Source organism: Paenibacillus ginsengarvi (assembly GCF_003626695.1).
Taxonomy (GTDB): domain Bacteria; phylum Bacillota; class Bacilli; order Paenibacillales; family NBRC-103111; genus Paenibacillus_AB; species Paenibacillus_AB ginsengarvi.
Genome location: NZ_RBAH01000003.1, coordinates 63,641 through 87,155, shown reverse-complemented (window position 1 = coordinate 87,155; position 23,515 = coordinate 63,641). Strand labels below are relative to the sequence as shown.

At 52.0% G+C, this 23,515-nt stretch carries 20 protein-coding genes, 1 pseudogene and 1 other annotated feature; of the genes and pseudogenes, 19 read left to right on the top strand and 2 right to left on the bottom strand.

Annotation, left to right across the window (positions count from 1 at the left end):
- Positions 1–23 precede the first annotated feature (23 nt).
- From D7M11_RS05435 to D7M11_RS37895, 10 genes and pseudogenes are all read left to right on the top strand, one after another.
- Positions 24–335, top strand: coding sequence for a hypothetical protein (locus tag D7M11_RS05435; RefSeq protein WP_120746151.1), 312 nt, complete (start codon positions 24–26; stop codon positions 333–335).
- A gap of 41 nt (positions 336–376) precedes the next feature.
- Positions 377–1,630, top strand: coding sequence for a glutathionylspermidine synthase family protein (locus tag D7M11_RS05430; RefSeq protein WP_240040961.1), 1,254 nt, complete (start codon positions 377–379; stop codon positions 1,628–1,630).
- Positions 1,623–2,060: a DUF350 domain-containing protein gene (locus tag D7M11_RS05425; protein ID WP_120746150.1), complete on the top strand. Its 438-nt coding sequence runs from the start codon at positions 1,623–1,625 to the stop codon at positions 2,058–2,060. The genes D7M11_RS05430 and D7M11_RS05425 overlap by 8 nt, the downstream gene beginning before the upstream one ends.
- Positions 2,061–2,101: 41 nt before the next feature.
- Positions 2,102–2,938: a sulfurtransferase gene (locus D7M11_RS05420; RefSeq protein WP_120746149.1), complete on the top strand. Its 837-nt coding sequence runs from the start codon at positions 2,102–2,104 to the stop codon at positions 2,936–2,938.
- 261 nt (positions 2,939–3,199) lie between these two features.
- Positions 3,200–3,691, top strand: coding sequence for a VOC family protein (locus D7M11_RS05415; protein ID WP_120746148.1), 492 nt, complete (start codon positions 3,200–3,202; stop codon positions 3,689–3,691).
- A gap of 638 nt (positions 3,692–4,329) precedes the next feature.
- On the top strand, positions 4,330–4,605 hold the full coding sequence (locus tag D7M11_RS05410) for a helix-turn-helix transcriptional regulator (RefSeq protein ID WP_158606462.1): 276 nt from the start codon (positions 4,330–4,332) through the stop codon (positions 4,603–4,605).
- Positions 4,606–5,031: 426 nt separating this feature from the next.
- Positions 5,032–6,624 carry a hypothetical protein gene (locus D7M11_RS05405; protein ID WP_147433401.1) on the top strand — a complete coding sequence of 531 codons (1,593 nt, stop codon included), beginning with the start codon at positions 5,032–5,034 and terminating at the stop codon, positions 6,622–6,624.
- Between the two features lie 518 nt (positions 6,625–7,142).
- Entirely contained in the window at positions 7,143–8,156 is a 1,014-nt protein-coding gene (locus D7M11_RS05400) for a helix-turn-helix transcriptional regulator (protein ID WP_158606461.1), read from the top strand.
- On the top strand, positions 8,095–9,279 hold the full coding sequence (locus tag D7M11_RS05395; RefSeq protein WP_120746144.1) for a hypothetical protein: 1,185 nt from the start codon (positions 8,095–8,097) through the stop codon (positions 9,277–9,279). Before D7M11_RS05400 ends, D7M11_RS05395 begins: the two co-directional genes overlap by 62 nt.
- A 239-nt stretch (positions 9,280–9,518) precedes the next feature.
- Positions 9,519–9,608: pseudogene (locus tag D7M11_RS37895) on the top strand (group II intron maturase-specific domain-containing protein); the annotation flags it as partial.
- 27 nt (positions 9,609–9,635) lie between these two features.
- Here D7M11_RS37895 and D7M11_RS05385 read toward each other — a convergent pair.
- Positions 9,636–10,073: a hypothetical protein gene (locus D7M11_RS05385; protein WP_147433400.1), complete on the bottom strand. Its 438-nt coding sequence runs from the start codon at positions 10,071–10,073 to the stop codon at positions 9,636–9,638.
- Between the two features lie 144 nt (positions 10,074–10,217).
- On the opposite strand from D7M11_RS05385, the gene D7M11_RS05380 reads away from it, so the two are divergent.
- The 9 genes from D7M11_RS05380 to D7M11_RS05340 all read left to right on the top strand — a co-directional run bounded on the left by D7M11_RS05380 (position 10,218) and on the right by D7M11_RS05340 (position 22,821).
- Positions 10,218–10,676: a J domain-containing protein gene (locus tag D7M11_RS05380; protein WP_120746142.1), complete on the top strand. Its 459-nt coding sequence runs from the start codon at positions 10,218–10,220 to the stop codon at positions 10,674–10,676.
- A gap of 25 nt (positions 10,677–10,701) precedes the next feature.
- On the top strand, positions 10,702–11,103 hold the full coding sequence (locus D7M11_RS05375; protein ID WP_120746141.1) for a VOC family protein: 402 nt from the start codon (positions 10,702–10,704) through the stop codon (positions 11,101–11,103).
- A gap of 51 nt (positions 11,104–11,154) precedes the next feature.
- On the top strand, positions 11,155–11,619 hold the full coding sequence (locus tag D7M11_RS05370; RefSeq protein ID WP_120746140.1) for a VOC family protein: 465 nt from the start codon (positions 11,155–11,157) through the stop codon (positions 11,617–11,619).
- A gap of 80 nt (positions 11,620–11,699) precedes the next feature.
- Positions 11,700–12,140: a VOC family protein gene (locus D7M11_RS05365; protein WP_120746139.1), complete on the top strand. Its 441-nt coding sequence runs from the start codon at positions 11,700–11,702 to the stop codon at positions 12,138–12,140.
- A 71-nt stretch (positions 12,141–12,211) separates the two neighbouring features.
- Positions 12,212–12,499 (top strand) — a binding site (T-box leader).
- Between the two features lie 183 nt (positions 12,500–12,682).
- Positions 12,683–13,672, top strand: a complete 990-nt coding sequence (gene trpS, locus D7M11_RS05360) for a tryptophan--tRNA ligase (RefSeq protein WP_120746138.1) — start codon at positions 12,683–12,685, stop codon at positions 13,670–13,672.
- A 277-nt stretch (positions 13,673–13,949) separates the two neighbouring features.
- A complete protein-coding gene (locus tag D7M11_RS05355) occupies positions 13,950–15,359 on the top strand; it encodes an extracellular solute-binding protein (protein ID WP_158606460.1) in 1,410 nt (469 codons plus the stop codon).
- A 75-nt stretch (positions 15,360–15,434) separates the two neighbouring features.
- On the top strand, positions 15,435–16,760 hold the full coding sequence (locus D7M11_RS05350) for an ABC transporter substrate-binding protein (RefSeq protein WP_120746136.1): 1,326 nt from the start codon (positions 15,435–15,437) through the stop codon (positions 16,758–16,760).
- A gap of 125 nt (positions 16,761–16,885) precedes the next feature.
- Complete coding sequence (locus tag D7M11_RS05345; protein ID WP_120746135.1) at positions 16,886–21,643, top strand: carbohydrate binding domain-containing protein; 4,758 nt, start codon at positions 16,886–16,888, stop codon at positions 21,641–21,643.
- A 41-nt stretch (positions 21,644–21,684) separates the two neighbouring features.
- Positions 21,685–22,821: an OmpL47-type beta-barrel domain-containing protein gene (locus tag D7M11_RS05340; RefSeq protein WP_120746134.1), complete on the top strand. Its 1,137-nt coding sequence runs from the start codon at positions 21,685–21,687 to the stop codon at positions 22,819–22,821.
- 116 nt (positions 22,822–22,937) lie between these two features.
- Here D7M11_RS05340 and D7M11_RS05335 read toward each other — a convergent pair.
- A partial coding sequence (locus D7M11_RS05335) for a putative Ig domain-containing protein (RefSeq protein ID WP_193556119.1) occupies positions 22,938–23,515 on the bottom strand: 578 nt, incomplete at its 5' end.

Below are 23,515 nucleotides of genomic sequence, written 5' to 3'. Positions count from 1 at the left end.
CTGGCAGCAGGGAGGGAGCGGCAGTGGACTGGGAAAGCGGAAAAACCCGCAAGCTTGTCAGCCTGTTCGTCGCGTCGGCGCTCGTGATCGCGCCGGGATGCGGCAGCAGACAGGTGTCGGCAGGGGAATGCTGGGATAAAAATAACGACGGGTACTGCGACGACGACGGCAGCTCGGTAGGCAGCAGCTACCATTATGTAAACGGGAGCCGGGTGTATTCGCGAAGCGGCGTGACCAGCTCGGACGGAGGCACGTACAAAGCTTCGTCCGGCATCTCGTCCGGCAAGGCGTCGAAGGGCGGGATCGGCAGCTCTTCCGGCTCCAGCAGCAGTTGACGCCTCCGGCGAGCGGCGAAGGAAGGAGGCGTAGGCGTACGGTGAGCTACGAGGAGCGGCGGGAGCGGATTTATGGTCCGCTTCGGGAAGAGGGCGTCTTTACGTGGGACCGGATGTATGACGAGGAGTACGCGCTGGCCGATCTATTGCCCTTATCTGCGGGCCGCCGCAGGGAACTTGCGGAAGCTACAGACCGGCTGGGCGCTTTGATCACGCGGACGGCGGAGATTGTGAGGCAAGGCGGCGAAGAGCTGTTCGGCGCCCTGGGGCTGCCGCCCGAAACGTGGCGGGCGGTCCGTATCGCCATATCCGACCGGCTGCCCACGATCATCGGCCGGTTCGATTTCGCCTGGACGGAGCGGGGGCTGAAAATGCTCGAGTTCAACAGCGATACGCCTACGGGCATCGTCGAGGCGTTTCATGTGAACGGGCGCGTATGCGCCGCATACGGGATGGCCGATCCGAACGCAGGAATGGCGGAGCATATCCGCGAGGCGTTCGGGCAGGCTGTGCGGGCGTACCGCTCGCTCGGCTATCCGCTGGATACGATCGTATTCAGCGCGCTCGATTGGCACGAGGAGGATGCGGGAACGACCCGTTATTTGATGCGGCAGTCGGGGCTGGAGACGGCCCGGTTCGCGGGACTCGCCGATTTGCGCGTGTATGGGGACCGGTTATGCCTGCTGCGGGACGGACGGCACGAGCCGATCGATCTGCTGTACCGGCTGCACGCGCTCGAGAAGCTGGCGGAGGACCGGGATACGGATGGCTATCCGACGGGGGCCCACGTGCTGGAGCTTATGGCGGAGCGCAAGCTGGCCGTGCTGAACCCGCCTTCGGCGCTGATTGCGCAGACGAAGGCGCTGCAGGCGCTCATCTGGAACTTGTACGAGGCAGGGGAGTTTTATACGGAGGCAGAGCGCGACGCGATCCGGACGTACATGCTGCCGACGTATTTGGAGAACCGGTTTATCGGCCGCTGCGGCTACGTGACGAAGCCTATACTCGGGCGAGAAGGCGGAGGCGTTACGCTGTACGAAGCCGACGGGACGCCGCTTGAGCGGGACCGGGAGGAGCTGTACTGGGAGCAGCCGATGATCTACCAGGAGCGGGTGGAGCTGCCGGTCGTGCCGATCCGGCATGAGGGCGGCGTTTCCGAGGCGAGGCTGCTGTGGGGCTCGTTCTGGATCGGAGGCCGAGCTTCCGCTATCGTGGCGCGCGCCGGGGGGAGAATTACCGGCAATCTGGCGTATTACGTACCAGTCGGATTGGAGAAGGAGGATGTACATGAATGATCAACTCGCGAGCATATTGAATTTCTTGACTTATTTGGGCGTTACGCTGCCAATTCTGGCATTTGGCATGATGGCCTTTATGTTAACGACGCCATACAACGAATACAAGCTGATCCGGGAAGGGGCGAATACCGACGACCCGCGCAAAATCGGAGCCGCGAAGGCGGCCGCTCACGATCTGGGAGGCAAAGTGATCGGGCTGTCGCTCGTGCTCGCCTCGGCTATTTTCCATTCGGTATCTTTACTCGATTTGGCGATGTGGGGCATACTCGGCATTATTTTTCAAGTCGTCGTGTTTTACTTGTTCGAGCTTGTGACGCCTTTCCGCGTCGTCTCGGAAATTCCGAACGGCAACGTGAGCGTGGGCATCTTCTCTTCCCGGCTCAGCTTCGCGACAGGCTTGCTGATGGCTGCATTGATCAGCTATTGAAGCCGGTGGTATGATGGAGGAAACGAAGGAGAGATGCAGCGATGAGTGCGATTGTGGATTTCGATTGGCTGGCGGAGCGGCTCGGCGATGCGGATGTAGTCGTCGCCGACTGCCGGTTTGCGCTGGGGCAGCCGGCAACAGGGAGTGACGCCTATGCCGAGGGACATATCCCGGGAGCCGTCTATATGGATCTGGAGCGCGATCTGTCCGGTTCGATCACCACGCACGGAGGGAGACATCCGCTGCCGGATATGGCCGATTTCGCGAAGGTAGCCGCCGGGGCGGGAATCGATTCGTCGAAAACGGTCGTCGTATACGACGATCAAGGCGGGGCGATGGCTTCGCGGCTGTGGTGGATGCTCCGCTATGCCGGGCATGACAAGGTCAAGCTGCTGAGCGGAGGCTTCAGCGCCTGGAAGGCGGCTGGGTATCCGGTCACCGCGGAAGTGCCGGCTCCGGCCGCCTCCGAATTCCGCGTATCGATTCAGCCGGACATGCTGCTGTCGATGGAGGACGTAAAGGCGAGATTGGGCCGCCCCGGTACGACCTTGATCGATTCCCGCGAACGTCCGCGTTACCTCGGCGAGACGGAACCGATCGATCCGGTGGCGGGGCATATCCCGGGAGCGATCAACCGGTTCTGGAAAGAGGCGCTGGACGAGTCCGGCCGCTGGAAGCAGCCGTCCGGGCAGACGGCCCGTTTTGTCGACCTCGACCCGAACAGTGAGATCGTTGTCTACTGCGGCTCGGGCGTGACGGCTTGCCCGAATGTGCTGGCGCTCACAGAGGCGGGCTTTCCGAACGTGAAGCTGTATGGGGGAAGCTGGAGCGATTGGATTAGCTATGAGGAGAATCCGGTAGCGACGGGAGAAGAGTAAGAGCCGAGAAGCCGCGTCGGACGCGGGTTTGGGGGCTGTGTCAGGTGGTGGGCAAGTGACCTGATGCGGCCCTTTTTGGGCTTTTCTGTCAACAGATTGCAAACAAGAATTTGTTGAAAACGGTTGCAATAACCACGCGGAATCAACATTGTAAAAATGCCACGTCGTCGCCAATGCTTAAGGACAATTTTATTAAATCAAGGAAAATTATATGTTATTGTTGGTTTGTAGTGAAATATATAAAATATTGGAGGAAATCAAATGTCTTTTGGTGTGAAAAAACTTGTGGTAGGCATTCCGGTTGGTAAATCGGGATCGGGGAATTCCGAGGAATATGAAAGAGCAATACAATGGTATGCTAATGTGCTCGGATTTAAAATTGAGTGGGTTATGGGGATAGCGAGCCTTAAACTGGAAAACGGGCAACAAATTCTACTTTTTGGAGAAGAAGACGATGAAAATAGTCTTTGGTACACAGGTGAAATTAAACGGAATCCGCATTACAGCATGCAATTTTCTACAGATAATATCGAGGAATTACGTTCAGATTTAATTAAAAGCGGTGTAGCCGTCGGTGAGATTATTCTCGATGGAGGTGGAGGTGAACCTATAATGATGTTCTGCGATCCGTATGGGAATCGGTTTTGGGCAGTAGAAGAGAAAACAATAGATAGGGTAAAACAAGCGCGTGCGTTAGGAATTGCACAACCGGCTGATGATACCACAGGTAACGACTTGCTTCGTTATCTTTAATTCTACTAGAGATCTTTTAGCGAGTTGCAGACAGCATGCCAACAACCATTCAACAACTTGCAAACAAACCCTGTCCGTCCATACCCCGGCCCATCCACCTTTGGGTTACTACCTTGCTTCACTTGGCCTTTTGTTGGCGATCCGTTCGGCTTGACCTAGCCACAGGTGGATGACTTGCCCCGGCTCAAATTATACTGTTTCGAAAGCCCCGTCGTCCCCGGGCTTCTTGCTCACTAAGACCTCCCAAGCGTAGCCAAGGGAGGTCGTTGCACATGGGCGTTGGCATATCCTCCGAGGCATTCCCACAGCGATGGTCGGAATCTATACTTTCCAGCGTTGGAACCTTCCGAGTATGGGGGTTCGTGGGGGGATAAGAAGCTGGAGCGATTGTTTTCGTATAGCGAGAATCCGATCGCGACAGGGGAAGAAGGAAAGGCGTAAGGCCGCGTCGAACGCGGATTGGGGGCTGTTGCAGCCCTTTTTGGCGTTCTTGTTCAACAGCTTGCAAACAAGAACTTGCTGAAAACAGTTGCAGGAACCCCGGAGCCAGCCACAGTGAGGCGGTCGGGTCAGGTGGTTGTTGAACGCTTGTCAGTTTCGCTTGCGTCCATCCACAAACAGGCGCGGTGGAACCTTTCGTGCGGAGCAAGTGGACGATCATCTTTGGGAGCAATTCGCTTAGGTACAGCCGGACTCCGATCGAATATTTGAACGAATTCCGTATCGAGGAAGCAAAGCGGCTGCTAGCCGACTCCCGGACGAAAATCGCCGACATCGGCACACGCTCTGGCTTCAACAGCAACAGTTATTTTGCCAAAGTATTCAAAATGTACACCGGCATCACTGCTTCCGAGTACAGAGAGCTGTTGTTTACGCGGAACATGGAGAAAAAGCCGCAACTCGCCGATAGCTGAACGATCAGTCCGACTCGCATGCCGACAGGAAACACTGTCGGCTTTTTCACTTCCCGCGAAAATGAAATGGGGGGGGATATGAAGGTGGGATATTTTTTGTATCACAATATTCAACTCGTTGAACTTGGGACTGGAAGCCGCTCGCTGCAACGGTTTTAATATATTGTGATTGAAAAGATCGCCGATGATGGGGTAGGTTGAAATTGTTCCGGCGTCCGGGGCCGGGATCGATATGATGAAGGGAAGGAATAGGGGGAGATGGTCCGGTGAGAATGAAGAGACGTTTTACAATGATTCCGTTGTTGCTGCTGGCCGTTGCTTTGTTGCTGGCAGGCTGCAGCGGGGGTGGTACGGGTTAGAGGAAATTCAACTGATTGGGTAGTTAAGGGTAATACTGTTATTCGGGATGTCGTTGGGAGTGCCTATGTGTTTCATATTTTAGGAGTCGCCAATACGGGTGGCATTATTAAAGGGAACACATTTAAATCTAAAGTGTCCGGCGGATGGCAGTGGTACATAGATCGGACAATAGCGCACAATTTTCATCTTTCGACAACATTATTGACAATAAAGGAGTATAACATGATAAACATTTCATCAAAACGCGAATGCTTTTTCGACGACTATTTGATTGACAATGCCAAAACGACGGCAGAATTCCGCTTGCATGAACCGACTCGCCGCCATATCGCAATAAACCATGATGCACCGTGGGAGGGAGACGGTTGCAATTACCACAATATTTTACATGACAACGGTATACACAGGATGTACTATCTTGCCTGGCAGATGTTTAGCCCCGACAAAAAGGATCACACGACGAATGGTATTCGTGTTTGTTATGCCGAAAGCCGCGACGGAATTACATGGACAAAGCCTGCGCTCGGAATCTGCGAATGGGAAGGCTCGCGCGAGAACAATATTATTTTAGACAAAAATACCAATAATTTTGATAACTTTATGGTCTTCCGCGATGATAACCCTGCCGTTCCTGCGTCCGAGAAATATAAAGGCGTTGGAAAATATAATAATCCGCAGTTTGGGCAGCGAATTGAGCTTCGAATGTTCACAAGCCCCGACGGACTTCACTTTACAATGGGCGATATTATCACTACAAAAGGATATATGGATTCTCTCAACGTTGTTTTCTGGGACGAGCTTGCGGGGATATATCGCGGATATATACGCGGGTTCCACAATATCATAGGCAACGACTGGAACGCCGGAATACGCGATATACGTTACATTTGGTCAGAAGACGGAAAAAAATGGAGCGACCCCGAACTGATTTGTTTTGGAGACTCGGAGGATTATCCGCTTTATACAAACTGCGTTTCGCCGTATGTCCGCGCACCGCATATGTATATAGGTTTTCCGTCGAGATATGTAGAACGCCCCGAATGGAGCGGCAGTTTTGAGCAGCTTTGCGGAAAAGAAAAACGTCTTGAACGCATGAAGATACACAAGCGTTACGGACTTGCGGTTACAGACTGCGTATTTATGGTTTCCCGCGACGGTTTAAATTTTACGCGGTATGATGAGGCTTTTATGCGCCCCGGTAGGGAAAACGGTTCGAATTGGGTTTACGGCGACTGCTTTCCGGCACGCGGGCTCATCGAAACGCCTCCCCTTGTAGAAGGCGAACCGCCCGAGTTGTCATTATACAGTTATGACAATCATTGGATGAATGTGCCGGCACAATTGTGGCGGTATACCATACGCTGCGATGGGTTCGTTTCGCTGCACGCCGGTTATACCGAAAAAGTAATAACCACCAAGCCGTTTACCTTTACAAGCGGTGAGATGAGGATTAACTTTTCGACATCGGCACGGGGTTATATATACTTCACTTTGCGGTCGTCCACGGGAGAAACACTTGAAAGCTGCGAGATTTTCGGTGATTCCATTGACCGAGTGATAACCTTTGATAACGGTGAGCTTGCAAAATTTGCAGACAAAGAAGTGGTATTGACCGCGCGGATGCGCGACGCGGATTTATATTCGATAAGATTTGCTTGATTTCTTCGTCGAAAAGAACAAACCTACGCGATTGTGCGAGGAGAATCGCAAGGTTTGGCTGCCGAAAAATCTTGCGGCGATTCGGCTGCAAACATTCGATATCGATTGTACGAACCTTTCGTTCAGCAAAATATATCGCACAACCGTCGTACCGGTGGAATAATCGCATAAACAGGGCCGTCTCCAAGATATTTTAGATGATGATCGAGACGGCCCTGTTTGTTGTAGGCTCGCTAGTAAGTAAGTAATCGACATTCTCAAAACAGCCTACATTACCTAACGGTACTATTTTGAGAATTATCGGTGTATTACTAGGCATGATTAGACAATGGTGATAGCAAAACAAGGAAATACATATATAAATGACGAATGTAAAGATACGTTATCGACTAAGCTTACACCGTATTATGGGAGTAAAATAACGAATGAAAAAGGCAGGCACGGCACAACCTGTCGTGCGGAGCAAGGGCCGGAGCCTCTGGGCGCATATCATCTGAATCGGATTGGAGTTGATGTACATGAGCAACATGCATCGGTTGCATTGGATTGATATGCAAATCCGCCGAATGCAATATCCCAATTGTTCAAGCATCGCCGAACAGTTTTCCATTTCAACGAGACAAGCCGCCAGAGATATCGAATATTTGCGCGATTCGCTGAATGCGCCGGTCGAATACGATTTCAGGAGAAAAGGGTACTTTTATACGGATGAGGCATTTGTTCTTGTAAACACTTTTGTCACCGAGCAGGAGCGCCAAGGCTTGTTTTATTTGGCCGAACAATACGGCAAGCTGGAGTCAGAGCATGCAAGACATTTGTCAAAGCTGTTCCGCAGATTAATCGAACTGGGCGGGGCAGATGAAGGGGAAATCGCGTTGCCGCTGTTTCCTATCGATGAGCAGGAGTTAAGTATTTTCGATGCGATCAATAGGTCTATTGAAACTTATACGAAGCTGGATATAACGTTCGTTGATGGCAACGGAATAAACAGAGAAATTCGGTTGTCACCGTACAAAATCTATTCTTATGGAAGCGACAATTACGTTGTCGGCTACTGCGAGCCAACCAGGCTGATCCGATTCTTTGCCCTAAAGAGGCTGATCGAGGCGAGGTTAACCGAAGACAGGTTTGACCTGACACCGTTGCTGAAGCAAGCGGAGATCGTGCCCGAACTGGCTGATGAGGCCAATATGGCATATGTTCGAATCAACAAACCGTCCTATGTAGGCACATTTCCTTTTCGATTCACCGCCGTGGAAAATGGCTTGTACCGTGTTGAATACGACGATCCGAATCGGTTCCTTGCCGTTTTATTTGCCAGTCCTGTTGAAGTCTCGATTGTATCACCAAAGTGGCTGCGGAATTTGTACAGTAACACTTTGGAGAAAAAATTACATTTCCATATCGAGGATGACACGATATGTCGTAGTGCCCCGGATATGATAGTGGTAAATGGAAGGGGAGATTACGATGGCAAAGTTGGAAGGTCTCAAATGGGAGTCGTTCTGGAACACGCAACTCGGTTGCCTTAAAGGAAGCATCATTTATTTTGGGAAAAACATGTCGGATGCATGGCTGTTTGGCGGCACGGGTTCCGCGTTCATTCTGCTTATGGATGAGCAGGGTTATGGCGCTGGCGGATCGTGGTATAAAGGACCGATGATGAATCTGTGCAACAATCTCGGATTTACGGTGAACGGCGTATACGGTTTTCAGCAGGATGAAGATTTTCCGACCAAGCAGCAGATGTCTTGGGAGAACACGGTATACGCGATTGATCGCGGCTACCCTTGTTACGGATATAACTTGGCCATGCCTGAGTATTATGTCGTCAATGGATATGAAGAGGGGAAATATTTATTTTCCGGATATGGCGTAGACAATTGGTCTGGCCGCAATAATCAAAGAGTCTTCATGATGACGGAGGAGATCAAAGAACGGTTGGACGTGTTTGGAGATCAGAGCTACGTATTGCTGGAAGATCCGGAGACGTTACGCTTGTTGAGCGAACTGGCGGCGACAAATGGATATGAATTGAAAGGCCCGACATATATGGGGCAATTCGGCGGCAGCCGTGAAATTATGTCCAAGGGCGGGGATTCGATCGTACTTCAAGGCTACAAGCCGGTGCCATGGGATAGGCTGGGGACCGTTCATATCGGATTGCTGGAGATGTACTGGGTGGAACCCGGCAGGTCTTCTGAGGATAAAGATGTTGTGAAAGAGGCGCTGGAGTTTGCGCTTGAGCATGCGGCGGGTCCTGCCAAGTGGGTGAATCCTCCGTACAAATCGGGACGTGAAGCTTATGATTATTGGATCAATGCGGTCGAGAGCGATCAACCCGATGTGTTTGCACTTTCGTACAACGGCCAATGTTGGGCGGAATGCCGCAAGTATGCCGCCGAATTTTTGTTGGAGGCTTCGGAGCGTATCGGTGGTGCGGCGGCATCTATGCTCGTGGATGCAGCGGATACGTATCGGGAAATTCACTTGCATCTCCAGGCAGCGGCGGATTTACTTCCGTTCGAAGGGAAAGCTGCGGATTATTACATGCAGCCTGAAAGATTCAAACAGATAGCACTCCATGTGAGACAGGGGAAGTACGCAGAACAAAAAGGTTTAAAACAATTGGAGCAGATCGTGAAGGTTTTATAATCTCAGTAGTGCATCCTTCAACTACCGATTGCCGTAAGGCAAGCAACTATGATAACGGAATCAATCATTGAAAATAAATTAACTGAGTTGTTATCACGGTTAACGGACACGAAAGTTCAATTGTATTGGCATGCAAACAACAACTTTGCTAGTCCATCCATCCTCCAGGTGCTACCTTGCCTCAGCTCGTCTCGTAAACGCGGAAGAGCCTGTTGAATCAGAAAAAAACGCGGCTTTTTTCCCGGAACACAAACAACGCCCTTCCGACTTCTTATTGGGAAGCGAAAGGGCTGAAAAGTCTGCTTAGTCGTTATTTGGAGCTTTGTTAACCTTTTCGGAATGGACAATGCTATTAATTACCGCATAACCTCAATCACTAATTTATTTGTCTCCAGCTCATAATTTTCTTGATGTTCTCCATCACCAATTTGAAATACCGCAATCGCTGAAACCTCATACTGTCCTGGTGATTCCAATTTGTACTCGTATTGTTCTGTTAAAGTTTCGTTTGTCCCGAATGGTCCCACTTTTCCGACATCTGCCATTGCAATTACATTAACTCGCTTCCCCTTACTGTCTTTAATTATAAATTTGAAAAGTTTCGAAGCATGCCTGATTGCAACCCGATTGCTGCTTGAATTCAACAATGTTGCAGTCATCGAAAAAACTTCCTTTATCTTTATTTGTTCAGGTGACTCAATACTTACGGCATACAATGGTACCACTTCTCCTTTAGTAACAGCAGTATTTGTTGCCGTTTCATGTACTTCATCAACAGGAATATTTGTTTTCATTTCAGGTGTTTCAACATCAAGAGTACTTGTTGTCGTATCAGTCTGGGCTATGGCGGACACGAGTCGGTACATATATAATAATGTAAAATCTGGAAACCGATACAGGCAAGGTGCAGGGACAAATCTTACATAGTAGGAGGAACAATGGCTGATAATCCGATACGACTGGACGAGATCAAACGGAAAGTGCGGAAACTAAAGAAACTTGAAGTGAGAATCCGGTTTAACGGTATCAATCAGCCCGAAAAAAATCTCATTTGGGACAATTTCTTCAAGCTTAGTGACACAAGTAACAGTAAAGCTAAATATTCATTGCAGTTGTTGGCATCGATGAGTCATGAGGAATATATGAACGTCGTAAATGAGTATGTTTCATTGATTTATTTCGAGCTTTACAAAGAAAGCGGAATGATTAGTGAAAGTGGAATTTACGACCCCGTTATCCTTTCAAGGCTTGATCTGCCATTTCATGCGGATGAGACTAGCATTAAAAAGAGATTTCGGGAGCTAGCAAAGAAATATCACCCCGATGCAGGCGGTGACGCAGCTATGTTTATGGAGCTTATGGATCATTATAGAAAGCTGCTTAGGAATCGAGAGTAAGCAACCAAGCAGGGAGGAAGCGAATATGTCGGAGCAAATAAACAATGGTGCTACTAGAACGAAGAACAGGTTGATCGAATACGTAGATCATGTTCAGTTACCGGTAAACAATATTGAAAAAGGAACCGAGTGGTACTCTAGGGTGCTTGGATTAGAGGTTATGGCTCCAGGATGGTTAAAATTTGCTCAGGGACCGCTATTAATGCTTCATCATAGCAGTAAAGACACGAAAGTTTCATGGCTGTCGGAAGATGATTTTCCAATGCCTGCATTCATGTTTCTGACCAAAAATATAGAAGCGTTGCACGCCGCGTTAACCGACAATAATTCGATGATCAGAATGTACCAAGATGAAGGCTTCGGTTGGGTGATTAAGTTCGTGGATCCGTTCGGAAATGAATTAGGCGCGTATGCACCGAAAGAATAGGATAGCTGATCAGGTAGCGATAGAACCTCGTGAGACGCAGGTTGGAGAGCTATGACAGAAATCGAAAAATATAACCATATAACTGGAAAGGGACAGGATCGTATGAATGATCAAGAAGCAATCGAAATCAAAGGCTCCTCTTTCGCGCTGTTAGTTAAAAATTTGGAGCAAACCGTGAAATTTTACACGGATTTAGGTTTTACACATGAAGTCATTGGTTCCAAGGTACAACATCACCATGTTTCAAGAGATAAGCTGACTCTCATCCTTTTGGAAGCGAGAGAAGAAGACGAGGTAAAGCCGATCAGCTCCCGTTATGAGGAGCAATATTTCGATGTTTATTGTTACACCAATGCAGTGGATTTGCTTGCTCAAGAGATTATGGATAAACCTATAACCATCGTTCGAAAACCGCATTACACAAGCCATTGGAGCGAGTTTACATTCCGGGATCTCAACGGCTATCAAATTACGATCGGTGGAGGCGTTATAAATAAAGATCTTATTGCCGAGTGAAGTTCTCCCAAAAGATAGATTTAAGCCGGGGATGGCATCTATAAGGTATCAGTAAACAACCCCGAAAGGAGCGAGTTAACATGCTGAACAAGAAAACGAGCAACGCGGATGTGATCGGTTACTGCAGTATGCGATTTCCAGTCACGGATTTGAAAAAGTCGGTGGATTTTTACTGCGATGTGTTGGGTTATGAACTGGTTTCAGCGGACTACTCGTTTGGGGAGGCGCATGTGGCATTGAAAAATGGTAACGGGCCGGGTCTTTTTTTGATGGAAACCGGACCGGAACAGGTCACGCCATTGAAGTTTGTATTTCCTCGCTCCTTTTTTATCACAAGCAGCACGGGGCATGTGACGATGGTGGAGCTATTAACGAATGATCTGCTTGCTTTGTTTGAACGGATTAAACAAGCGGGCGCCCCTGTTGATACAGAACCAGTATTTACGAATGACTTCGGTTATTTCACCTTTTATGATCCGAACGGGCACTTTATCCGGGCGGTTGAAGAAAGAATCGGCTGAGGAATGGTTACGGGCGGCGCAAATACATATTGATCGGTAAACCCTATCGTGGTAATATGAGGTTTATATTCAGAACAACGCAGAAAAAGGGTAAGTAGACATACAAGCAAGGACTTGCAGAGAGCCGGTGGTTGCTGCGAACCGGTGTCCTATGTGTGTTCGAATGGCCTTTGGAGTTGCTTTCCCGAACCATCGGTAAGATGTAGTAGGGAAATGCCGGGTATCCCGCCGTTATCAAGGGAGCGGTATCGAGATCGTTCTTATGCGAGCTCCGCACCGTGCAGAGAAGACCGAAGCGATTGCGAATTGCGCAGCGCAGCGGTCATTTAAGGTGGTACCACGACAACTTCGTCCTTATTTGGACGGAGTTTTTTTGCGTACAACATCAGAATGTACAGGTTTTGAGCGAAGCTCATATAAGGGGGTGATGGCCATGGAGGATGGTTGGTGGCCGCGGTCGATTGTGCAGCAAATCCGAATCGACTTGAACGGCGCTTTGGGGTTACTGATTATTGGAAAAATTCGAAGGAGAGTGTTATTCCATGACAGAGCGAGTATTGACAGGAGACCGGGTTACCGGCAAACTCCATCTGGGCCATTACGTCGGCAGTTTAAAAAATCGTGTTGCTTTACAGGAGCAATATGATACCTATGTGCTTTTAGCGGATGTTCAAGCGTTAACTACGCATTTCGACAAGCCGGACCTGATCCGAAGCCATCTGCGCGAGGTAGCGCTCGATTATTTAGCGATAGGCATTAACCCGGACCGGGCAACGATTTTTGTCCAGTCCATGATTCCGGAAATTGCGGAGCTTACCGTACTGTTCTCCATGTTCGTTACGGTTAATGTATTGCGCCACAATCCGACGGTTAAATCCGAGTCGAAACATAGCGGGCTGGACGATATGTACTACGGTTTTCTTGGTTATCCTGTCAGTCAGGCGGCCGACATAACGTTCTGCAAAGCCTCGATCGTTCCGGTAGGGGACGACCAGCTTCCGCATTTGGAATTAGCGCGGAAAATCGTACGCCGATTTAATGAGCTTTATAAGCCTGTGCTTGTGGAGCCTAGAGCGCTCATAAGCGAGATGCCAAGGCTGGTGGGTACGGACGGCAATGCTAAGATGAGCAAAAGTCTCGGCAACTCGATCGAACTGGATTCCACCACAGAGGAAATTGCTTATAAAATAAAACGGGCTACGACGGACCCGGCCCGCATTCGTAAAAACGATCCCGGACACCCGGATGTATGCCCCATATACGCTTACCATCGGGCGTTCCGCTCAAGCGAGGTTTCCGAGATTCGGGAGGGATGCGAAAAAGGCACCATTAGCTGCGCTGCTTGTAAAGCGCTTATTACTTCCGCGCTGGAGCAGTTGATTGAACCTACGAGGGAACGCAGGGCGTATTATGCAGCGAGACCGGATGTCGTGGACGACATCCTCCTGTCCGGGACCCGGCGTGCCCGCGGAATAGCCCGGGAAACGATGGAAGAGGTTCGGGAGGCCATGAGCCTCGATTATTTTGGCTGAGAGGCCGCTATAGCTGCAACAACCGTAAGCAGGCTGCGAAGGATAGGATCGCAGTCTGCTTTTTTAAAATTCGAAATCGTGGTTTTCATATTTCGTTCATATCTGGTTTCCATAATTTGTATTGACACGCATAAAATATTGCTGTATACGTTGTATTATAGAACGATTTCACCACTGTTCTGCATCTGATTCTCAAAAAAATGAAAACCAGATGAGGGGGTCAAGCAGCAATTTAGAGAATTACAATCGAGGACATGACGAATTAGGAGAACAGACCATGAAAGGTAGACCGACAACCGATCAATTTCTCAAGCAGTTGCAGATCATGGTTGATCAATTGCGTGATGAGATCAGGGGAGGAGTACACGCCGCGGGAGCGAAGCTGCCTTCGGAGAAGCAGCTGGCGGCAAGATTCGGACTTGGCAACAATTCGATCCGGAAAGGGCTGGATATGCTCGTTGCCGAAGGATTGATCGAGAAAATACCCCGAGTGGGGAACCGGATCAAGCCGGAAGGCGCAAGCCGCACGCCAGTTACGCTAACGCTGGTATGCATGCCTATTTCCAAGCTTAATCTCGAGCTTTCCGGACTACTCGCCGAATTCGGCAAGATGTACCCATGGATTACGGTCAAAATCAAACATCCGAACGTCATTCCGGAAATCGACGATCAAGGAAATATGGAGCCGTTTGATCTCATCATGATGAGTGATTATCAATTTCGGCTGCTTGCTGAAGACGGCCACGCAAGTAAATTGGAGGCGCTTTCAGAACATCCGGATTTGTACCCGCAGCTTTCCAGCCTGTTTTCATATGATGGAACGCTTTACTTGCAGCCGCTCATTTTTTCTCCGATCGTGCTGTGCTACAACAAGGCGCATTTTCGCGAATGCGGACTTGCAGAGCCCGATGGAAGTTGGACATGGGACGATCTGATGCGAAGCGCCGAGAAATTGTATGACGGTCGGGGCCGATACGGGTTCTGCTACCAGGTTCATCACATGAACAGATGGCCGATTTTCTTGCTGCAAAGCTGCGAACGGTTCGAATGGGAAGGCACTCGGTTGAAGGAGCTTCGGGGCACACGGCTGCTGGAAAGTATGAATGTATGCAAGAGCATCATTCAAAACCGTAAGGTGTTTCCCATGTTTTTGTCGGAAGGCAACAATACCAGCCTTCAGATGTTTTTGGAGGGCAAGCTCTCCATGGTTCTCAACAGCTATATGGGGTTGAACATGTGGAAGGATGCGAAGATCGACTATGACATTTCGCCTATTCCGTTCATCGACGAGCCGCGAACGATGCTGATTGGTATGGGGGTCGGAATAAACACAGGTTCCGAGCAAAAGGAAGAAGCCAAGCTTCTAATCGATTTTCTCACTTCGCCGCTTGCGCAGCAGTTTATTTCGCAGCATACGCTCAGCCTTCCCGCCACTCGGCATTTACCGCCGAAGTCCGGCAAGACGATGCTGCGTCGTCCGGAACGTTATCCATTATTTCGCGAAATCTTGTTTTCCTGCCGGGCGATCAGCGAGCTTCAACTTCCGATGTCTTCGTTTTCGAGACTATTTTACCAGCTTAAGGCGTACTGGGCGGATATGATCGACGAAGACGAGTTGTGTGAGCGCATTGTTCAATCGATATCGCAGCACGACAAGACTCCCTATACAGTGGAAATTGCGCCTTAACGCAGGAGCAAAGGCGCAAGCTGCTGTTCAAATGCTAATGTAATCGCTTACAATTTTATTTAGGAGGTAAAAATAATGAACGGAAAAGGAATTTCAGTTACGCTTGCAATGGCTTTGATGGCTACCTTAGTTGCCGCATGTGGCGGCGGTACGAACGGGAAAGAAGTTACGGGAGCCCCGGAGCCTAAAGCCGAAGAGCCGGCTAAGCCAGTTAACACGGGTCCGCGGGAAATTACAATGTATACGGGGGGAGCCTCCTTGGACGAGAAAGGCTTCAACGAGCAATACGGCGATGCGATCCGCAAAAAATTTCCGGACGTCAAATTGAATTTCGTCCCCAATGCCGCCGGCACCAAAATGGCCGATTTGATCGCGAGCAATACAACCATTGATATCGTGTTCGATTCGATCGGCTATGCGAATACGATGAAGGATTTCAAAATTCAGGTCGATTTGACTCCGTTCATCAGCGCAAGAAAAATGGATCTGAACAAATTCGAGCCCAGCGCCATCGAATTCCAGCGTAAGCTCGGGAACGGCGTGCTTTATTCGCTGCCGGTCTGGACGGCTTCGGCGGGATTGTTCTATAACAAGGATTTGTTCGACAAGTTCGGAGTTCCGTACCCGAAGGACAACATGACGTGGACGGAAGTGTTCGAGCTCGCCAAACGGCTTACCCGGAATGAGGGCGGCGTCCAATACGTCGGCTATGTGACGTCGCCCGGCCACCAAGCGAACACGAACCAGCTTGGAATGAAATTCGTCGATGCGAAAACCGGCAAAGCGACGCTCGATTCCGACGACTGGGCGCAGTATATGAAGAGCATCGTGCAATTTTACCAAATATCCGGCATGGAGTGGAATGCTACGAACTCGGCGATCGCGGCCCAGCGGGCCATGTTCGAGAAGGATCGCGTAGCGGCCATGTATACGAACTACAGCGGCGGTACGCCTCCCGAAGACATGAACTGGGATGTCGTCAGCGTGCCTTACTACGATAAGGCGCCGGGCGTCGGGCCGCAAAGCTATCCGGCCTACCTGTCCATTACGAATCTAAGCAAGAACAAAGAGCTTGCGTATGATATCGTCTCGTACCTCGTATCCGAGGAATACCAGACTCTTAACACGAGGGCCGGCCGCGCTACCGTGTTGAACAACCCCGAGATTATCAAGCAGTACGGCCAGGGGCTGGCTAAGTTCAAAGGGAAAAACGTCGCTGCCATGTTCCCGGCGAAACGGGCGGCGATCGGCGACTACACGCCGGAAGAAACGCTCGTGTCGGCTCAATTCTCGACAGCCTATACGGACATTGTCGTCAAAAAGAAGGATTTGAACACGGCGATGCGCGAGGCGAACGAAGCCGCGAACAAAAAGATCGAAGAGCTGAAGCAAAAGAAATAGGTGGGTGATTCAATATTTTGGCAGCTATGGTGGTTTCGGAAGGCCCTTACGGGTGGAGTTGCGAACGGATCAAATAGAGACGACAAAGCGGGAGAAACCATCTGACCCAGTAAAGGACTGATAAGATGAATCGGAATGTGCTCGGGCGACGGATGCGATTCGTAGCCATACTGATGACGATGGTGCTTTGTGTAAGCAGTCTGTTTGGTTTAGCGCCGGATACGGCGAGAGCAGATGGATTGCAGCCTCAACTTCTGAACGGAAATTTAGAAGAGCTTGTAAACGGGGGTCCCCAATATTGGACGATGGCTGCTGCGTCACAAGCTTCGACCGAGCGGGCACATTCCGGTTCGTACAGTGTCAAAATCAATGATACGAGCAGCACCGCGAGCGTAATGGTACGAAGCAATCGGATCGCGGTTACGCCGGGGGAGAAGTACGAAGCCGCTGTATGGTCGTACAATCTTCAGGGAGTTTCCCAGCTATATCTGGAGTTCTGGGATGCGGTGGGCAACTATACGGCAACGCCGTACGGTACGAACAACTCGCTTAATACCTGGAAGCAGATCCAGGTGTCAGAGGTGGCGCCGGCAAACTCGGTGTATGCTACGGTTCGCTTTTACTCGCATAAGGCGAATATGGGGTCGGCCTATTATGATGATGCTACGTTCGAGCGGGTACTAACCGGACCGCAGCCGCAGCTTCTGAACGGGAATGTAGAGGAACTCGTAAACGGAGTCCCCAAATATTGGACGATGGCTGCCGCCTCCCAAGCGTCGACCGAGCAGGTACATTCCGGCTCGTACAGCGTCATAATCAATGATACGAGCAGCACCGGGAGCGTTATGGTCCGAAGTAACCAGATCGCGGTTACACCGGGGGAAAAGTACGAAGCTGCTGTATGGTCGTACAATCTTCAGGGAGTTTCCCAACTGTATCTGGAGTTCTGGGATGAAGGGGGCAACTATACGGCAACGCCCTACGGCACGAACGATTCGCTTAATACCTGGAAACAGATCCGGGTGGTGGGGGTGGCGCCGGCAAACTCGGCGTACGCTACACTCCGCTTTTACTCGCATAAGGCGAATGTAGGGTCGGCCTATTATGACGACGCTACGTTTCATGCGATTCCGCCGGATGCAACCGTAAATATGAATAACGGCAGCTTCGAACAGAGCGAAGCGGGCAAGCCGCTTTACTGGAGCGGAACGGAAGGGGTCGAGTGGACCGGCGAGAAGGCGTCGCATGGCGCCAGCAGTGTCAAAATCGCGCCGTCGGGCGGCCCTTCACCCGGATTGACCGGTTATCCGATCGCAGTATCGCCGGGACTCGCGTATGAAGCATCCGTCAGCACCTCGACGTATACACCGGCAGCCACTGCCGCGATCTATATGGAATTTATGGATGCGGGCGGCGGCATACTCAGCTCTTCTCCGTCGCAGGCGAACGCATCCGGCGCGTGGAGCAGGCTCGCTGTCACTGGAACGGCACCGGCAGGTGCAGTGTCCGCCAGAGTGAGAATCGCGGCCTTGAGCGGAACGGCTTATTTTGACGACGTTACATTCAAGCGATCCACTGCCGTGGTCGGAAGTAAGACGCGATCCACCTACTACACGCCGGCCAAGGTGACGGCTGCCCGTCAGAACGTATTGTTATACGATTGGGCGAAAAGCTCCAAGGATAGCGCCGTAGCCAAAGCGGACCAATATTTGGCCAAGGGTCTGGACTACATATGGGAGCTTGTACCGGGTCCGAACCTGCCCCGAAGCTACGGGGTCAATCAGGTGCTCGGCAGTCCGATTACGGGCAGAGCGATCGATCAGTACGGCAACTATCCGTACAAGGCGGACCCACTGAACGAACCGTGGAAAATTGTCGATCCGAGCAGCGGCTACAAATTTCCGACGAACGACTTCGGTGCTTATTACCGGAGCGGCCTGGATGAGCACGGCATCTTCCAGCCGAAGCTGGCGGACCGCAGTCTGCTGGTCAATACGCTGTATCCGGAAAAGGGGCCGACATGGGGTGTTGACGACGGCTTGGGCTGGGTAAACGAAAACGGCGAGCGCTACACATTCGTCGCCTATTACACGCATTGGTTTCTTTGGTATAGCACAGGTGCGATTCAGGATTCGCTGAATGCGTTCCGCAACGCTTATCTGTACACCGGGGATGTGAAGTATGCAAGAGCAGGGATAGTGCTGCTCGACCGGATCGCCGACGTGTATCCGGATATGGACACGATGCTCTACGACAAAACGATTTACCTGAATTCGCACGGGGGCACCGGCCTTGGCAAAGCGGTCGGCTCGATCTGGGAGACAGGACTCGTCAAAGATTTCATCTCCGCTTACGACGCCTTCCATCCGGCGCTGGGCGATTCGCTGCTGGCGCAGTTTTTGGATGCCAAGTCGACCCAGTACCGGCTGACGAATCCGAAGAGCAGCGGAGGCGCGATCGCGAGAAATATCGAGGACGGCATCCTGAAGCAGGTGTATCCGAACGTCAAGGCGGCCCGGATTCGGGGCAATGACGGCATGCACCAGAGCGCGCTCGCGCTGGCAGCGGTTGTTTACGATACACTGCCTCAGACGAAGGAGTGGCTCGATTTCACGTTCCAGACGGGGGGCAATACGTCCAACCCGCCGGGCGTCACCGGAGGAAACATCCTGAACACGCTCATCAGCGTCGTCGACCGCGACGGACACGGCAACGAGGCGTCGCCGGGTTACAATTCGCTGTGGCTGTCTACGGATCAGTTGACCGCCGACGTGCTGGACGGGTACGATCTGTATCCGGAAGCGGATCTGTACGCGAATGTGAAGTTCCGCAAAATGTTCTCGGCTTATTACCCGCTCGTTCTGAGCGAAAAGTATTTGGCGAATATCGGCGACACCGGCTCGACCGGCAACCCCGGCATATCGACGGTGAAGCTGGCGGACGTCGTCAAGGCGTTCGACAAGTTCGGCGATCCGGTCTACGCCCAGCTTGCCTACTTCCTGAACGGCAATCGTGCCGAAGGTATCCATAAGGACATATTCTCGGTGAATCCGAACGAAATCTCGCAGCGCATTCGCGACGCCGTGGCGCTTCACGGAACGCTCGACCTGGGCAGCGACAATAAGACGGGATACGGCTTCGCCGCGCTTCGCGACGGAAGGAATGTGGTGGGCAGCTTTGGGCTCTCCTACGGATTTCCGTCGATGGACATCGCTTACCGCAATACGGAGGTGAAGCTGTTCGAGGCATCGGGAACGATGCAGCTCGAAGCGACGGCTCCGGGGGCGATCATCACGTATAGCTTTGAGGTATCCCATACCGACGACTATGAAATCGATCTGCTGCCGTTTCTCGCGTCGTCGTACGGCATTTACCGGATTTCGATCGATGGGCAGCCGGTCCGCGACATGGACTTTTACGGGTCGAACACGAATGTGTATGAGGTGCTTGGCCAGATGACACTCACGGCGGGCATGCACCAGATCAGCTTCGAAGGGCTCGGTAAACGAGCCGAATCGACGAACTACAAGATGGGAGTCCGAAGCCTCAATCTGCTTGACGCCAATGCCCGCGCGGTGCGGGACAACGCCGGACCGCAAGGCAATACGCTGCGCGATTTCTGGATGTATTACGGACGCAACACCGGTCACGGCCATAAAGATACGCTCCATCTGGGCATGCATGCGTTCGGGCTCGATCTGGCGCCCGATCTCGGCTATCCGGAATTTGCCGACAGCGTAGATATGCACAGGGCGCAGTGGGTTCGCAATACGATCAGCCACAACACCGTTATGGTCGATAAAAAGATGCAGGGCAACCAGTGGGTCGCCGATCCGAAGCACTTCGACGATAGCGGAATGGTGCAATTGATCGATGTCGAGGCGCCGGATGTGTACCCGCAAACGGAGCTGTACAAGCGGACGACGGCAATGATCCGAATCGACGGCGCCAATTCGTACGCGGTGGACTTTTTCCGGATCAAAGGCGGCAGCGATCATCATTTCAGCTTCCATGGGGCGGAGGGTGCCGCTTCGGTCGAAGGGCTGTCCATGACCGCGCAGCCGACCGGCACGTACGCCGGGCCTGACGTCGAATACGGGCAGCGGGTCGATGACGTTGCCGGCTCCGGGTATAAGGGAAGCGGGTTCCACTATCTGAAGAATGTGTCGAGGGATATGAATCCGCAATCGACGTTTAGCATCGACTGGAAAGCGGTCGATACGTGGAAGGTGCTGTCATCGTCCAATATCCATCTGAGACTGACCATGCTCGGTCCCATTGACGACGTAGCGCTGGCCGACGGCGTACCGCCGCAGAACAAACCCGGCAACCCGGAGACGCTGCGTTACTTCATCGCCCATCGCAGCGGTACGAATCTGGACAGCTTGTTCACCTCGGTGCTGGAGCCGTACAAGGATAGCCGGACGATCGCCTCGATTGAGCCTGCTGTCGTCAAAGCGGGAGGAACGGTGGTAAGCGGCAACGACGTCAAGGCGGTCAAAGTTACGCTCGCAAACGGCCGAGTCGACTATATCGTAAACGCTCTGAATACGGAAACGCTGTATACGATCGAAGACAAGCTTCAGTTCAAAGGTTTCATGGGTGTTTACTCCGAGAAAGATGGCGAAAACGTGTACCGGTACGTGCATGACGGCTCGTTCATCGCGCCGATCGGCGAGACGGCCGGCAGCGAAACCGGAGCGCTTCAAGGGACGGTTGCCAGCTTTACCGGAACTCTGTCCGTCCAAAACGAAATCGTCGTTAACATGAATCTGGCTGGGGCAACTTTGGACGATGTCGTGGGCGCTACGATTGCCGGATTATCGGGGCGACCGATCTCGGCTCGGGACGGTACCGGCTCGACATCGGCGACAGTACGCTGATTCGTTCCTTTGTCGATCCGAACGATTTCAGCAAAGGGTATGTGTACGACATCGCGCAAGGAGCAGCATTCCGCATTCCGCTCACGCGAGAGGCCTTTTCACTTCGGACGGTTGCACTAGTAGCCGGTGACCAGCATCAGGGCTGGTATACGTCGGATGCGACTGTAACGCTGCAAGTATACGGGCCGTCAGGCGCTGTCGCATCGACCGAATATCAGCTAAACGCGGGGGCAGGCTGGGTTCCTTACTTGGGCCCGATCACGCTTTCGGATAGCGGTACACACGTAGTAAAATATCGTTCTAAGGATGCCGCTGGCAACGCCGAGCCGGAGCAAGCCGTTACGGTGCGCATCGACAAGCAGTCCCCGGTGTCGCAGCTTCAAGCGAGCGGAACGCCGGGAGATGGCGGTTGGTATCGCTCTCCAGCCACGGTCACATTGCAAGTGTATGATACGCACTCCGGGGTGGAGCGAACGGAATATGCAATTACGGTTACGGCCAGCGCGTACGGCCAGCAAAGTCACGGCTTCATCCCTTACACCGGGCCCTTTACGCTGGATGAGGGGATCTATGGAATCCAGTTCCGATCCGTCGATACGGCCGGGAAGGAAGAGGCGGTACAAACGGCGGAGCTGAAGGTGGACAGGACCGCGCCAAGCGTCGTTGTATACGCGAACGGTGTCACGGCGACACCGGTGATACAGGTGGAGGATAGCGAGACGACCGTGTTGACGCTGCAGGCAAGCGAGGCGTTGTCGGGCGTGGCAGCCCGATCGATTACGGTGAACGGAGCCGTATACGGGGAAGGCACCCCCATCTCGTGGGCCGGCCGGCCGGGCGATCATGCGGTTCGCGTTACCGTGAGCGATCATGCGGGCAATGTGACAGATCAAACGTTCACGATTCGTGTCACGACAAGTCCATCGTCGATTTTGGCGCTGCTTAGCGGATTCGTGCAAGCGAACGCGCTGGGGCGTCCCACCGAAGCAAAGCTGTCGAATTCGATGAGTCAGGCCAATCATCATTTCGGCAGCGGAAGAATGAGTCAGGCGCTTCATTTTCTTGACAAGTTTCTGGATACGATCCAAGAGGAGGGAGGGACCATATCGGCTTCAGCGAGACTAGTGCTGGAGTCGGATGCGAGAAAGCTCCAAAGTATCTGGAGCGCAAACCTGTAGGAAAAGCAGAAAGCCCGAGCTCAGCTCGGGCTTATTCGCTATTGACCATCAGACGTTTGCTATGCGGTGATAGGTTGGAGTGCGAGTCTTAGCCGATATAGCTTTACGCAGCATCATCAGGGCGGACTTACAACGACGGTGAACGTTTGATTCGCGCTGGCAGGCTGACCGTCGGTTACACGAACGGTGAACGTATACGATCCGGCGACCGACGGTTTACCCGAGAAAATGCCCGAGGAGGAAAAGGCCATTCCGGGAGGCAAAGCGCCGCTGACCAGCGAGTAGGTGCGTTTGCCGAACCCGCCGGAGCTTTCGATCGTTACCGGCGCATAAGTGACGCCGACCTTGCCACTTGGCAAGCTGGTGGTGCCGAACTTGAGCGGTTCCGGCGGCTCGATCACGACAGTAAAGCTTTGATTCGCGGTAGCAGACTGATCGTCCGTCACGCGGACGGTGAATGTGTACGATCCGGCGACGGTCGGCGCCCCCGAAAATACGCCCGAGGATGTTAGAGCCATCCCGACAGGCAAAGCGCCGCTGACCAGCGAGTAGGTGCGTTTGCCGATTCCGCCGGAGCTTTCGATCGTTACCGGCGCATAAGTGACGCCGACCTTGCCACTTGGCAAGCTGGTGGTGCCGAACTTGAGCGGTTCCGGCGGCTCGATCACGACAGTAAAGCTTTGATTCGCGGTAG

Coding starts and splice junctions, on each gene's coding strand:
- D7M11_RS05425 (WP_120746150.1), top strand. CDS start 1,623: ATGAATGATCAACTCGCGAGCATATTGAATTTCTTGACTTATTTGGGC.
- D7M11_RS05420 (WP_120746149.1), top strand. CDS start 2,102: ATGAGTGCGATTGTGGATTTCGATTGGCTGGCGGAGCGGCTCGGCGAT.
- D7M11_RS05415 (WP_120746148.1), top strand. CDS start 3,200: ATGTCTTTTGGTGTGAAAAAACTTGTGGTAGGCATTCCGGTTGGTAAA.
- D7M11_RS05400 (WP_158606461.1), top strand. CDS start 7,143: ATGAGCAACATGCATCGGTTGCATTGGATTGATATGCAAATCCGCCGA.
- D7M11_RS05395 (WP_120746144.1), top strand. CDS start 8,095: ATGGCAAAGTTGGAAGGTCTCAAATGGGAGTCGTTCTGGAACACGCAA.
- D7M11_RS05385 (WP_147433400.1), bottom strand. CDS start 10,073: ATGAAAACAAATATTCCTGTTGATGAAGTACATGAAACGGCAACAAAT.
- D7M11_RS05380 (WP_120746142.1), top strand. CDS start 10,218: ATGGCTGATAATCCGATACGACTGGACGAGATCAAACGGAAAGTGCGG.
- D7M11_RS05375 (WP_120746141.1), top strand. CDS start 10,702: ATGTCGGAGCAAATAAACAATGGTGCTACTAGAACGAAGAACAGGTTG.
- D7M11_RS05370 (WP_120746140.1), top strand. CDS start 11,155: ATGACAGAAATCGAAAAATATAACCATATAACTGGAAAGGGACAGGAT.
- D7M11_RS05365 (WP_120746139.1), top strand. CDS start 11,700: ATGCTGAACAAGAAAACGAGCAACGCGGATGTGATCGGTTACTGCAGT.
- trpS (WP_120746138.1), top strand. CDS start 12,683: ATGACAGAGCGAGTATTGACAGGAGACCGGGTTACCGGCAAACTCCAT.
- D7M11_RS05355 (WP_158606460.1), top strand. CDS start 13,950: ATGAAAGGTAGACCGACAACCGATCAATTTCTCAAGCAGTTGCAGATC.
- D7M11_RS05350 (WP_120746136.1), top strand. CDS start 15,435: ATGAACGGAAAAGGAATTTCAGTTACGCTTGCAATGGCTTTGATGGCT.
- D7M11_RS05345 (WP_120746135.1), top strand. CDS start 16,886: ATGAATCGGAATGTGCTCGGGCGACGGATGCGATTCGTAGCCATACTG.